Source organism: Photobacterium sp. CCB-ST2H9 (assembly GCF_023151555.2).
In the GTDB taxonomy this organism is placed as follows: Bacteria; Pseudomonadota; Gammaproteobacteria; order Enterobacterales; family Vibrionaceae; genus Photobacterium.
Genome location: NZ_CP100425.1, coordinates 128,892 through 141,653, shown reverse-complemented (window position 1 = coordinate 141,653; position 12,762 = coordinate 128,892). Strand labels below are relative to the sequence as shown.

The 12,762-nt window shown below is 53.3% G+C and carries 12 protein-coding genes; 2 read left to right on the top strand and 10 right to left on the bottom strand.

What is annotated here, in order from left to right; translation table 11 throughout:
• Positions 1-4: 4 nt before the first annotated feature.
• Positions 5-625: a transcriptional repressor LexA gene (gene lexA / locus L4174_RS00650; RefSeq protein ID WP_248144526.1), complete on the bottom strand. Its 621-nt coding sequence runs from the start codon at positions 623-625 to the stop codon at positions 5-7.
• Between the two features lie 249 nt (positions 626-874).
• Between lexA and plsB the strand changes: the two genes are divergently transcribed.
• Complete coding sequence (plsB, locus tag L4174_RS00645; RefSeq protein ID WP_248144527.1) at positions 875-3,331, top strand: glycerol-3-phosphate 1-O-acyltransferase PlsB; 2,457 nt, start codon at positions 875-877, stop codon at positions 3,329-3,331.
• Positions 3,332-3,407: 76 nt separating this feature from the next.
• On the opposite strand, the gene ubiA is transcribed toward plsB, so the two are convergent.
• Together ubiA and L4174_RS00635 are read right to left on the bottom strand one after the other, a co-directional pair.
• The gene (ubiA, locus tag L4174_RS00640; protein ID WP_248144528.1) at positions 3,408-4,265 is read right to left on the bottom strand and encodes a 4-hydroxybenzoate octaprenyltransferase; all 858 of its coding nucleotides are present in this window, start codon (positions 4,263-4,265) and stop codon (positions 3,408-3,410) included.
• Positions 4,266-4,277: 12 nt separating this feature from the next.
• A complete protein-coding gene (locus L4174_RS00635; protein WP_248144529.1) occupies positions 4,278-4,889 on the bottom strand; it encodes a chorismate lyase in 612 nt (203 codons plus the stop codon).
• A gap of 327 nt (positions 4,890-5,216) precedes the next feature.
• Here L4174_RS00635 and L4174_RS00630 point away from each other — a divergent pair, with 327 nt between their 5' ends.
• Positions 5,217-5,624: a flagellar basal body-associated protein FliL gene (locus L4174_RS00630; protein WP_248144530.1), complete on the top strand. Its 408-nt coding sequence runs from the start codon at positions 5,217-5,219 to the stop codon at positions 5,622-5,624.
• 64 nt (positions 5,625-5,688) lie between these two features.
• Here L4174_RS00630 and glpD read toward each other — a convergent pair whose 3' ends face one another.
• From glpD to ftsE, 7 genes are all read right to left on the bottom strand, one after another.
• Positions 5,689-7,203 (bottom strand): glycerol-3-phosphate dehydrogenase, encoded by a 1,515-nt coding sequence (gene glpD, locus L4174_RS00625; RefSeq protein WP_248144531.1) that lies wholly within the window; start codon positions 7,201-7,203, stop codon positions 5,689-5,691.
• Positions 7,204-7,481: 278 nt separating this feature from the next.
• Entirely contained in the window at positions 7,482-8,246 is a 765-nt protein-coding gene (locus tag L4174_RS00620; RefSeq protein WP_248144532.1) for a DeoR/GlpR family transcriptional regulator, read from the bottom strand.
• 124 nt (positions 8,247-8,370) lie between these two features.
• A complete protein-coding gene (gene glpG, locus L4174_RS00615; protein WP_248144533.1) occupies positions 8,371-9,222 on the bottom strand; it encodes a rhomboid family intramembrane serine protease GlpG in 852 nt (283 codons plus the stop codon).
• A gap of 49 nt (positions 9,223-9,271) precedes the next feature.
• Complete coding sequence (glpE, locus tag L4174_RS00610; protein ID WP_248144534.1) at positions 9,272-9,598, bottom strand: thiosulfate sulfurtransferase GlpE; 327 nt, start codon at positions 9,596-9,598, stop codon at positions 9,272-9,274.
• Between the two features lie 569 nt (positions 9,599-10,167).
• On the bottom strand, positions 10,168-11,028 hold the full coding sequence (rpoH, locus tag L4174_RS00605) for an RNA polymerase sigma factor RpoH (RefSeq protein WP_248144535.1): 861 nt from the start codon (positions 11,026-11,028) through the stop codon (positions 10,168-10,170).
• A gap of 147 nt (positions 11,029-11,175) precedes the next feature.
• The gene (gene ftsX, locus L4174_RS00600) at positions 11,176-12,102 is read right to left on the bottom strand and encodes a permease-like cell division protein FtsX (protein WP_248144536.1); all 927 of its coding nucleotides are present in this window, start codon (positions 12,100-12,102) and stop codon (positions 11,176-11,178) included.
• On the bottom strand, positions 12,092-12,760 hold the full coding sequence (gene ftsE / locus L4174_RS00595) for a cell division ATP-binding protein FtsE (RefSeq protein WP_248144537.1): 669 nt from the start codon (positions 12,758-12,760) through the stop codon (positions 12,092-12,094). The genes ftsX and ftsE overlap by 11 nt, the downstream gene beginning before the upstream one ends.
• Positions 12,761-12,762 lie beyond the last annotated feature (2 nt).

The window sequence follows — 12,762 nt, the reverse complement described above, 5'->3', positions numbered from 1 at the left end:
GCAATTAGCTCCAGTCACCATTGCGGATCACACCAACCGCAATTCCTTCAATTGTCAGCTGCTGTTGAGTCAGATCAACCACAATCGGTTCGAATGCTTCATTTTCAGCATGCAGCAGAACCTGAGCGCCTTTTTTCTCCAGACGCTTCACGGTGACATCATCATCCACCCGGGCAACAACAACCTGTCCGTTGCGGACATCCTGGGTTTTATGAACCGCAAGCAGGTCACCATCCAGAATCCCGATATCTTTCATGCTCATGCCGTTCACTCTCAGCAGAAAATCTGCCTGTGGCTTGAACATTGACGGATCGACATCATAGTGAGTTTCCACATGCTCCTGAGCCAGAATCGGCTCTCCGGCTGCAACCCGTCCAATCAAAGGCAAACCGTGCTCTTCAGCAGCATCGTCGTTTACCAGCAGGCGGATCCCGCGGGAGGCACCCGGTACAATTTCAATCACCTGTTTCCGGGCCAGTGCTTTTAAATGCTCTTCTGCCGCATTGGCAGAACGGAATCCAAGTTCACGGGCAATCTCCGCACGCGTCGGCGGCATCCCGGTTTCTTCAATTTTTGCTTTGATGAGATCAAAGACTTCTTGTTGGCGTGGCGTTAGCGGCTTCATGACATACCCTGTCTTTTTATACAGTTCACTGTGAGTATATCCAGTGTTCACTGTTTTGAAAAGGCCATATACCGAAGTCACCTCAATATAAAAGGTGTAGCATCAATGCAATACGCCCCAAAGCACGCAGCGGGTCCGGAAGACAAAAAATTCATATTTTCCCTCGCTGTATTGATTTTTTCACAGCAAAACCCGGCGCGTTTTCTGCTATCCTTGCCTCGCATTAAGTTTTCGAGGCTAGTTATAAACATGTCAAGTTGGCAGAAAATCACGCAAAGTTTACTGAATTTGCCGCTTTCTTTACTGGTGAAGACCCGCACTATTCCATCCGATCCCGTGGCAGAACTCACACTGGATCTGAACCGTCCCATTATCTATACCCTGCCATTCAGCTCGCAAACCGATTTGCTGACGCTGAGTGCTGCCGCCCGGGCCAACGGACTTCCGGATCCGCTGCAGCCCATGGTGATTCACGGCCGTGAATTTCCCCGTTTTGTGTTTGTGGCAGACAGCCCGAGCATTTTCGGCAGCAATGGTCAGATCCCGGCGGCATCGCTGGCCCTGTTCACGGATTTACTGACCGCCCATAAAACGGATGGTGAACTTGACGTCCAGCTGCTGCCTGCATCTGTACTCTGGGGCCGTAAACCGGGCACAGAAGGCGAAGGCAAACCAATTCTCAAAGCTCTGAATGGCCCGGAAAAATGTTTTGCCGTTCTGGCGCAGGGCCGTGATTGTCTGGTCCGCTTAAGCCCGACGGTCTCGCTGCGTTTCATGGCAGATAAATACGGCGCCGATGACACCATCGCCATTAAGCTGGCACGGGTGGCCAAGATTCATTTCTCCCGTCAGAAATTAGCTGCAGCCGGCCCTCGCCTGCCCCAGCGTCAGGCACTGTTTAACCGCCTGCTGGCTTCTAAAGCCATTGAAAAGGTTGTCCAGGAAGAAGCCGCCAGCCGTGACGTTCCACTGGAAAAAGTCCGCAAAGAAGCCATCGACATGATGGAAGAAATTGCCGCAGATTTCTCCTACAGCCTGGTCCGCCATGGTGATCGCTTCCTGAGCTGGCTCTGGAACCGCATCTATCAGGGCATTAATGTCACCAACGCACAGCGTGTCCGCCAACTGGCTCAGGATGGTCACGAAATCGTCTACGTGCCCTGTCACCGCAGCCACATGGACTACCTGCTGCTTTCATACGTCCTGTATCAGGAAGGTATGGTTCCGCCGCACATTGCAGCCGGCATCAACCTGAACTTCTTCCCGGCCGGGCCGATTTTCCGCCGCGGCGGCGCGTTCTTCATTCGCCGCAGCTTTAAAGGCAACCGCCTCTATTCTACAGTGTTCCGTGAGTATCTCGGTGAGCTCTTTGCCAAAGGCTACTCAGTCGAATACTTCAGTGAAGGCGGCCGCTCCCGCACCGGCCGTCTGCTGGCACCGAAAACCGGTATGTTGTCGATGACCATTCAGGCGATGCTGCGTGGCCTGAACCGCCCGGTGACTCTGGTTCCGGTCTATATCGGCTACGAACATGTGATGGAAGTAGCCACCTACGCCAAAGAGCTGCGCGGAAAACGTAAAGAAAAGGAAAACCTGGGCCAGGTCCTGCGTACCCTGCGCAAACTGCGTAACTTCGGCCAGGGCTATGTCAACTTCGGTGAGCCGATTCCGCTGAACCAGTATCTGAATGAACAGGTGCCGGAATGGCGTCAGGATGTCGACCCGATCGAACCACAACGACCGCAATGGCTGAACCCTGTGGTCAACCGTCTGGCGGACAAGATGATGACCCATATCAACGATGCTGCCGCCACCAACGGCCTGACCCTCTGCGCCCTGGCGCTGCTGGCTTCACGTCAGCGCGCGCTGAGCCGGGAAGAGCTGGAACAGCAGATCGACTGCTACCTGCAGTTGCTCCGCAATACACCATATTCACCGGACTGTACGCTGCCTTCCGAGGAGGCGGCGGCGCTGGTTGAACATGCCATCAGCATGGATAAGTTCCTGGTAGAACGCGACACTCTGGGCGACATCGTCTCGCTGGATCGCAAACAATCACTGCTGATGACTTATTACCGCAACAACATCATCCATCTGTTTGCACTGCCTTCACTGATTGCACACATTGTGGTGTACCACCAGCGCCTGAGCCGGGCAGAAATGCACCGTCAGATCAGCCTGCTGTATCCATTCCTCAAAGCAGAGCTGTACCTGCGTTTTGACGAAACGGACTTACCGGATGCGATTGATATTCTGATCGATGAACTGGTCCGCCAGCGACTGATCCTGAGCGACGGTGATGAGCTGTCACTCAACAGTACCCGCATCGCGCCGCTGCAATTGCTGGGCAACACCATCAGTGAAACCCTGCAACGCTATGCGATTACGCTGACCCTGCTGCGCAGTGAGCCACAACTGATGAAAAGCGATCTGGAACAGCAAAGCCAGATGATGGCCCAGCGTCTGAGCCGTCTGCACGGGATCAATGCTCCGGAGTTCTTCGACAAAGGGGTGTTCTCTTCACTGGTGAAAACCCTGCGCCAGCAAGGCTATCTCAACGAAGAGAACCATGCTGTGTCCCGTCCGGTGGCTGAGCTGGCCGATCTGCTGGCTGATCTGGTCTCACCGTCAGTCAAACTGACCATTCAGGCAGTGATGAACCGGGAAGAGAAAAAAGAACCCGCGCCGGAAACAACTGACGCATAAGCTGAAAGCCGAAACGAAAAACGCCCGCAAATTGCGGGCGTTTGATTATCTTTCCAGACCTCAGAACATCAAGGCGTCAGAGCAGCAGACTGGCTGCAATACCCAGCCACACCACCATACCGGCATAGTTGTTATTCAGAAAAGCCTGGAAGCAGGGTTCTCGTTCCCGACCCCGGATCAGCATCTGCTGGTAAACAAACAGCGCAGCCGCACCCAGCAGCCCCCAGTAATACACCTGCGACAGTTCCAGTTGCATTCCCACCAGAATCAACAGTCCCAGCGTCCCCAGTTGCAACAAACCAATGATTCGTTTGTCGTACCGGCCAAACAAAATTGCCGTCGATTTGATTCCGACCTTAAGGTCATCATCCCGGTCAACCATGGCGTACTGAGTGTCATAAGCAATGGTCCACAGGATATTGGCAGCAAACAGCAGCCAGGCAACGGGAGGCAAACTTCCTGACTGAGCGGCATAAGCCATGGGAATCGCCCAGCCAAACGCCATTCCCAGCACGAACTGCGGCAAATGAGTATAACGCTTCATGAACGGATAAGCGGCAGCAAGTATCAGCCCGATGACCGACAGCTGAATGGTCAATGCATTCATGGTCAGCACCAGGCCAAAGGAGATCAGGGATAGACACACAAAAAAGGCCAGCGCTTCCCGCTCGCTGATCCGTCCGGATGGCAAGGGTCGCTGAGCAGTCCGTTTTACGTGGCCGTCGAAGTGACGGTCGGCATAATCATTGATGACACAACCGGCAGCCCGCATGCTGAAGACACCGAGAATAAATACCAGTAACACATTGAAATCCGGCATGCCGTCTGCAGCGAGAAACAACGCCCATAACGTTGGCCACATCAGCAGCAGGCTGCCGATCGGGCGGTCCATACGGGCCAGCTGCCAGTACGCCCTTGCCTTGGTCATCTCCAAACCCAGGTTCTCCTATTTTTGCTCGAAGCCTGTCGCCGGCTTTTGAGTATGGGCGACTGACAGATGATGTTTGAACGGCGAGCCCAGCTCGCCGTCATCCTGATAGACTGGCGCCGGGGCCAGGAACAGCTCCGCCACCAGCATAGGTTTTTCCTTGACCCACAGGCGGGATCGTCGCGCCCACAGCGGCTGCCCTTCCAGACTGAGTTTCGCGAGCTGCAGTGCATCCCGGCGGGCACTTTGATCCGTAAATACCCGGTAGCCCAGCGGCAGTTCACCCAGTTGTGCCAGATCATGCTCATCACCGGTCAGGGTCGGCAACGGGATCAATGTCCGGGCAAATACCCAGGGAACACCGTCACCTTCCAGCAAAACACTGCGTTCCAGGCAATCCACATCCCCCAGCAGTTGCTGTTCTCCCGGCTGTAACGCCCCGGCGCGTACCGGGTGCTGTCCCAGCAGGCGGACGCTGAACTGATGACAATAGCGGGCAAAGCGGCGCGACAGCGAACCCTGTTCATGGAGCCAGCTTTCCAACCCGGCCTGAGCTGGCGGCAGTGCCGTCGCCAGCTGCCAGTCGGCACTGTCCAGCGCAGGCTGATAAATCTGCTTGAATCTCGACATCTTCCCAATTCAATTCCTGGAACTCTTGTCCTTGGGGTTCATCCCGGGCCCACTTTTACCGCCTTCAGATCAAGGCACAAAACGTGAGTTACACAACCAGGTACCATACAACAGCGTGTTATCATAACCTGCTGCAAAAACGGCATTATCCGGCGCGGATTTGACTACCAAAAGATCAACAGCCCCTGTAAAGGGTGATAGAATGTGTTCAATCAATCACATTGAATGATGCCCTATTGTAGCAAGCCGTCGCGGACAGGAATATCATTCCTCGCCAAAGTAGGCACTTGGGTAACAGATTTTTCCCAGACACAGATGGATAGCAAGATGAAATCTCTACTCCTGACCTTTGCGGTGCTGCTGTTGACCCTGAATCAGCCCGCTTTTGCTCAAGCAGCACCATCCGGTACACCGCAGTACAGCTATTTTACACTGACGCCGGATATCACCACCAATTACACCACCCAGGGCAAAAAGCTGGGTTACCTGCGTCTGCAGGTGGATCTGATGGTCGCCGATCCTGACTTTCTGCCGCTGGTCGAACACCACGCCCCGCTGATCCGGGACGCCATTATTCAGATCATCGGTGAACAACCGGAAGCCAAAATCAAATCACTGGCCGGCCGAGAAGCCATTCGTCAGCTATGTCTGAACAAAGTGAATGATTTGCTGATTGCAGAAACCAATCAAAAATTACTGACCGAACTGCTCTTTACCAAGTATTTGTATCAGTAAACCCCTTTCCAAAAAAGCAAAGGCGCTCAATGAGCGCCTTTGTTCTTAGTTTCCCGTTAAAATCTTATGCCGCAGCATGGGCACCATCACGCTTTGCCGCAATATACTCAGCGACCACCTGTTGTTGTTCGCTGTTCAGATACAGACCCAGTTTGCTACGTCGCCACAGGACATCTTCTGCATTACTCACAAATTCATGATTCATCAGGTAATCCAGCTCACGGGCGTAGAAGCCTTCACCAAAATGCTGCCCCATATCGGTTTCGCTGTTCACACCGTCCAGCACCTGCCAGCACAGGGTGCCGTAGTTGGTTGCCAGCCGCTCAGCTGTGAAGGCATTCAGCCACTCATGACGTGTCTGCAGTTCGCGGCTTAAGCGCGACAGATCAAAACCCGCTTCCCCGCCCGGCAGACAAGCATCGGCAGTCCAGGCGGAGCCCATATTCGGGAAAAAAGGAGCCAGTTTGCGCAAGGCTGCCTCGGCCAGTTTCCGGTACGTTGTCAGCTTACCGCCGAAAATAGACAACAGCGGCGGCTGTGAGCCTTCCTGCTCCAGTTCCAGGGTGTAGTCCCGGGTCACGGCCTGCGGTGAATCGGATTCATCATCACACAGCGGACGCACACCAGAGTAAGTCCACACCACATCCGTCCGTTGCAGCTTGTGTTTGAAGTGTGCGTTGTACACTTTCAGCAGGTAGCGGATTTCGTCTTCATCGATTGCGACCTGACGCGGATCGCCGTGATATTCCACATCCGTGGTCCCAATGATTGAGAAGCGGTCCAGATAAGGAATCACGAACACGATACGCTGATCTTCATTCTGCAGAATATAGGCCTGAGGCTCATCATGCACACGAGGCACCACGATGTGCGAACCTTTAATCAGTCGGATATTACGCGGAGACGGAGTCTCCAAGCTGGTATCATAGAATGTTTTCACCCATGGACCAGCCGCATTGACTAACGCATGTGAGCGGCGCACAAATCGCTCACCTGTCAGGCTGTCCAGGACAGTGACGCGCCAGATGTCGCCATCCCGCTCCGCTTTCTCGACGCGGCAACGGTTCCGGACTTCGCCGCCACGGGCAGCAGTTTCCATTGCATTGAGTACCACCAGACGGGCATCATCCACCCAGCAGTCGGAATATTCAAAACCACGGGTGATTTCCGGTACCAAAGCCGAGTCATTGCCAAAACGCAGTCCTTCACTCCCTGGCAGCGTCGTGCGTTTGCCCAGGTGATCATAAAGGAACAGACCGGCACGGATCATCCAGGCGGGTCTCAGGTGCGGGCGATGAGGCAGACGGAATCGCATCGGCTTGGCAATGTGCGGGATTTTTCGCAGCAATACTTCACGCTCCGCCAGAGCTTCACCCACCAGACGAAACTCGTAATGCTCCAGATAACGCAAACCACCATGGATCAGTTTGGAACTGGCCGATGACGTCGCCGAGGCAAAGTCTTCAGCTTCAAACAATGCGACCTTGAGACCACGCCCTGCCGCATCGGCCGCTATACCGGCACCATTAATCCCACCGCCGACGACGATGATGTCCAGAATCTCATTTGCTGCTGTCATGCCTTTCACCTGTACCCTTCATTGATCGACTCGTCTGCATCCCTCTCTGCTTTATATTAGGACATGCATTCGAAAGTCATCATTTCGATTTTATGTTCGATATCGCTCAATATAGACAAAAACGACGTCGACATCATCTTTTTTATGCTCGAAATATGACACCAATATGATCATACGCACAAAAAAAACTGCCTGTTCGGGCAGCTTTGTCAGTATTCAGGGGCAGATATGAGATCAGTCTGAGCACAAATGAGCGAAAACGCTCAAATTTGAAATCTTCAGTCGGAAATAATTTCGAGATGAGTTTCCAGCTCCGCCATCCGCTTCGCCAGCGGCTCAGGCGGCGTTTTATTGGTGAACAACATATCCACCTGACTGATATCACCAAGGTTGACCATCGCGTTCCGGCCGAACTTAGTATGGTCAACGCCCAGCATGACACAACGGCTGTTCTCAATAATCGCCTGCTTCACCCGGACTTCATGGTAGTCGAAATCCAGCAATGAGCCATCCAGATCAATACCGCTGATCCCGATAATGCCGAAATCGAGCCGAAACTGTGAAATAAAGTCCAGCGTGGCCTCACCCACGATACCGCCGTCACGGTTTCGCACCTCGCCACCGGCCAGAATCACCCGGCAATCATCTTTACCCGTCAGGATACCAGCAACATTGAGGTTGTTGGTCACCACCCTTAAATCGGTATGGTTCAGCAGGGCGCGGGCCACAGCTTCCGGGGTCGTGCCAATATCAATAAACAGGGTTGCGCCATCCGGAATATGCTTGGCCATCGCCTGCGCTATCCGGTCTTTCTCAGCCAGTTGCATCACTTTCCGGGTCGTATAGGAGGTATTCACCGAACTGGACGGCACCGTCGCCCCACCGTGGTGACGGCGAATTTTATTCTCTTCTGCCAGTTCGTTCAGATCACGGCGGATGGTTTGCGGGCTGACATGAAATCGGGCAACCAGATCGTCAGTACTGACATAGCCCTGGGTTTTCACGAGATCGACGATCTCCTGATGACGTTTGCTTTGCTTCACTGCTGTAACTGCTCCTGATAAACGAAGATCAAATAACCGTAATGCCCGGGTATCCACGGCCTGCTCATCTTACTGGGCAATCCCGCCTCTTGCCAGAGAGGGGATCCCACTCCTGAAGGAAAGCTCATTGCGCCTGATTCTCGGGGTGGCGCAGACGTGCATCGACAAAAGCCAGTAAACAGCCTGTCACCAGTCCGAATAAATGAGCCATGTTCGCTATCTTGATACCGAGGATGTCGGCAAAACCCAGTACCAGCCACACCAGCATGAAGACAACAATATTGTTCGGGATACTCAGCCCCCGTGACGGCGCCAGCCAGCCCAGCCACCAGAGATAGCCCATCAACGCATACACGACGCCAGAGAGGCCACCGAAATTCGGGCCATTAACCCAGAACTGTGCCATGCCGGAGATCAGCGCTGACAGGAGAAAGATTTCCAGCAGTTTCCCGCTACCGCTGTGACGCTCTAACTGCCCGCCCAAAATCCACCACCACAGGCAATTAAACACAATATGGAGTAATGAGAAATGAAGCAGGCTGTGTGACACATAGCGCCAGAGTTCCCACCCATCGCCTTGCATCAGCGGAAAGTGCAGCCAGTCAAATAAAGGCCGCTGCCAGCCCAATATCCAGCCGACATAAATGACGATGGTCAGGACCATGACGCTCAGACAGACCGGTCCGGCCTGTGCTTTCACCATCGCAATCAAACTCGGGCTCTCATACCTGAACTGGGGTTGAGAACCCGTGCGGGCGACCTGCCAGGAAGCCGCAAGATATTTCTGATCATCCGGATGGCTGACAAACTGCTTCCATTCTGCTTCCGTTTCCACCTGATGCTGCAGATCCGCTAACCAGATAGCAAACTGCCCGCCAGGCTCCGAAGCCAGTCTCAGCTCAATGCCGCGCGAGGCCATATAATCAATAAAAGCCTGCGCCATACGGGGATTATCGAGCACGGCAATTCGCTGCATTTTCGGTTCCCTTTCAACGGTTACATGTCAGGCACTGATCTGAGACGGATCATTGACCCACACAAGGATAAGATTCGCGGCGCCAGGCCTCAAATCCGCCATCCATGCTGTAGACCGTCTCATATCCCTGATTGATCAGGTACTGTGCGGCACCCTGTGAACTGATCCCATGGTAGCACATGACAATTACCGGCTGGTCGAAATCAACCTCATCCATAAACTGGACGATGGAATCATTGGTCAGGTGAAACGCAGCGTCCGGACGGGACAACGTATGGGACTGAGGATCGCGAATATCGACCAGCACAGCGCGGCTCTCCTGCTGCTGAATTAATGTGTACGCCTGCTCAACAGAAATATGTTCAAACTGCTCCATGAAAGCCTCATTCCAGTGTTTATCATCGGCGACAGCCCGGATCGTTCGGCTGTCACCAGAAAAATGCACGATCCTTTCAGAGGGATCGATCAAAATCAGACAAGGTAAACCCGAATCATTTTCAGGGGAAACCTCAGCCAGGATGCTGCCCGCCAGTATACCTCACTCAGTTACTCACAGCTTTGAAAAAATCAGCCGGGGCGGCTGGTGTCCGACCAGCGTGAATACGCCTTACAAACTCCGTACTTAGCCTCGCCACTGTTTTCTCATCCTTTTTCACTGATCATCCTTTCACCATCTGTGGAAAAGACTGTGAATAGCGTTGATAATGTGTTGGAGTCAAAGAGGATCCACTAGATGTAGTAAAGATCATGGAAAACACTGTGGATAATAATTTTCGAGCATCTCGACAAAAGTAACCAGAGATCCGCAACCCGCCGTATTCCCTGACTTCAGAAACAAAAAAACCGGCCATCAGCCGGTTTTCTCATTCAATAACACTGTGGATAGAAAATCCAGTTTCCCGGAAAGATCCTAAGCCTCACAGGATCATCCGTTTGTCTGGATCCTTACAGGGCTTCACCCACAGCATCTTTCAGTTTGCGCATGGCATTTTTCTCCAGCTGACGAATACGCTCAGCCGAAACACCATAATGATCCGCCAAATCCTGCAGCGTCGCTTTGTCATCATCCAGCCAGCGCGAGCGGACAATATGCTGGCTGCGATCATCCAGGTTCGATAATGCCACTGACAGACGATTATTCGCATGGCTTTCCCAGTTATTTTCCTCATAGCTGAGTGCCACATCCGAAGACTTATCTTCCAGGAAGTACACCGGTGCCGCATAGCTGCTGTCACGTTCATCTTCATCAACTGGCATGTCGAACGTTGCATCCTGCGCGGCAAGACGGGATTCCATCTCGCGCACTTCGCTGGTCTCTACTCCCAGCTGCTCTGCCACCATTTCGACTTCTTCATTGTTGAACCAGCCCAGACGCTTTTTGGCTTTGCGCAGATTGAAGAAGAGCTTGCGCTGCGCCTTGGTCGTCGCCACTTTGACGATCCGCCAGTTACGCAGCACGTATTCATGAATCTCAGCTTTAATCCAGTGAACAGCAAAAGACACCAGGCGCACCCCGACTTCCGGGTTGAAACGCTTCACGGCCTTCATCAGACCGATGTTTCCTTCCTGTACCAGATCAGCCATTGGCAGACCATAACCGGAATAACCGCGGGCAACATGGACTACAAAACGCAGGTGGGACAATACCAGACCGCGTGCAGCCTCAATATCGCCTTCATAATGCAGACGCTCAGCTAACTCGCGTTCCTGCTCAGCTGTCAGCATCGGATAGCTGTTCACAGACTGGATATAACCTTCCAGACTGTCGGCAGAAACTAAAGCTAATGAAGTCATCTCTTTTGTCATTCAAGCAACCCCTGTGGATTCATCGCCAGAGCCTTTTACTCTGGACTTTCACGTAAATCAGGCAGTGATTAAGCTGCCTGACCGACAATAATGCCTGTAATGCTGCACAAAATGCAAGCGCACATCCTCTAGGTAGAGTGCGTTACATCAGATTGGTTCAATTTCTTTTAAGTGCCTCCCAGCACTGAGACGTGCAGCCAGCACCCCAAGCAGCGACGACAACATGATCAGCAACAGGCATTCATCCCAGGCCAGGCCTGTTAAGTGAAAATCACTGCCATACAACAACGCCAGTTTATCCACTGCACTTTCAATCATCAAGCACACCAGCGTAGTAAGCACTAACGCAAAGACCGATGCCAGTAAGCCATACCATGCGCCGGTATACAGAAACGGCCTCAGAATATAGGTGTTGGTCGCACCGACCAGCTTCATCACCTGAACCGCTTCTTTCTGGTTTTGCAGTTGCAAACGCAGCGTATTTCCGACAATCAGGAACACTGCCAGCAGCATCAGCCCGGCCATCAGCATCGCCAGGGACACACTGAGCTGCTGAATGGCCTCAAGCCGCTGCAGCCAGTCACTGTCGAGTCTGACATCATCCACACCGGCCAGATCTCTGAGCTTTTCAGCCAGCCGCGCTGCGGCGGCACTGCTCTGCCACTGCACCGTCGGTTTAATCACCAGCACGGCAGGCAGCGGATTTTCATCCAGCAGACTTAAAGCCTTGGTAAACCCGACATGATTGCGAAATTCCTCCAGCCCCTGCTGAGGAGAAATATAGTCTGTCTGTGCGACTTCCTGCCAGCCCGACACACGCTCAAGCAACTGACGGGCTTCAGCATCACCGCTGCCGGAAGCCAGATACACTGTCAACTGCGTCGGATTCTGCCACGCCTGACTGACAATGCTGATATTTTTTGCGGCGATGTAAAAGCACGCCGGCAACGTCAGGGCCACAGTCAGTACGGCCAGAGTCAGCACATTCCCCAGCGGACGACGCCACAAATCTGTCAGTGCCTGCTTACAAACCTGTCGCTGCATCGCCAGCCAGCTTTGGGATTCACGCGCCATAAATCACCTCGCGCATCATGCCATTGTGCAGATCCAGACGACGGTAGGCATGCCGGTTCAGTAAAGACGTGTCGTGTGTCGCCATCAGCACGCTGACGCCCACCCGGTTAAATTCTGCAAACAGTGCCATCATCTGCTGAGACAAATCTGCATCCAGGTTTCCGGTCGGTTCATCCGCCAGGACCACCAGGGGCTTGTTCACAACGGCACGGGCAATCCCCACCCGTTGCTGTTCCCCGCCGGAAAGCTGGATCGGCAGGCATTGCGCCTTATCCAGCAAGCCGACTTTATCCAGCGCTGCAGACACCCGGCGTTTCACATCCCCGGGCGGAGACTGGGCGATCTGCAACGGCAGCGCGACATTCTCAAACACAGTTCTGTCCATCAGCAGTCGGTGATCCTGAAAAATCATCCCGATATGGCGGCGCAGAAAGGGGATTTGATGACTGTCAATCCGGGTGATGTCATGCTCGTTAAAGAAAATGCGGCCATCACTCGGCCGCTCAATTGCTGCAATCAGTTTCAGTAATGTACTCTTCCCTGCCCCGGAATGACCGGTCAGGAAGGCCATCTCACCTTTACCCAGGTGAAAATTCACTTTTTGCAGGGCTTGTCGGCCACCCCGGTATGCTTTACTGACCTGCTGAAACTGAATCACGC

Excerpts from the sequence above, each read along its gene's own strand:
- plsB (WP_248144527.1), top strand. The coding sequence starts at position 875 with ATGTCAAGTTGGCAGAAAATCACGCAAAGTTTACTGAATTTGCCGCTT.
- L4174_RS00635 (WP_248144529.1), bottom strand. The coding sequence starts at position 4,889 with ATGTCGAGATTCAAGCAGATTTATCAGCCTGCGCTGGACAGTGCCGAC.
- rpoH (WP_248144535.1), bottom strand. The coding sequence starts at position 11,028 with ATGACAAAAGAGATGACTTCATTAGCTTTAGTTTCTGCCGACAGTCTG.
- L4174_RS00630 (WP_248144530.1), top strand. The coding sequence starts at position 5,217 with ATGAAATCTCTACTCCTGACCTTTGCGGTGCTGCTGTTGACCCTGAAT.
- glpE (WP_248144534.1), bottom strand. The coding sequence starts at position 9,598 with ATGGAGCAGTTTGAACATATTTCTGTTGAGCAGGCGTACACATTAATT.
- glpG (WP_248144533.1), bottom strand. The coding sequence starts at position 9,222 with ATGCAGCGAATTGCCGTGCTCGATAATCCCCGTATGGCGCAGGCTTTT.
- ftsX (WP_248144536.1), bottom strand. The coding sequence starts at position 12,102 with ATGGCGCGTGAATCCCAAAGCTGGCTGGCGATGCAGCGACAGGTTTGT.
- glpD (WP_248144531.1), bottom strand. The coding sequence starts at position 7,203 with ATGACAGCAGCAAATGAGATTCTGGACATCATCGTCGTCGGCGGTGGG.
- lexA (WP_248144526.1), bottom strand. The coding sequence starts at position 625 with ATGAAGCCGCTAACGCCACGCCAACAAGAAGTCTTTGATCTCATCAAA.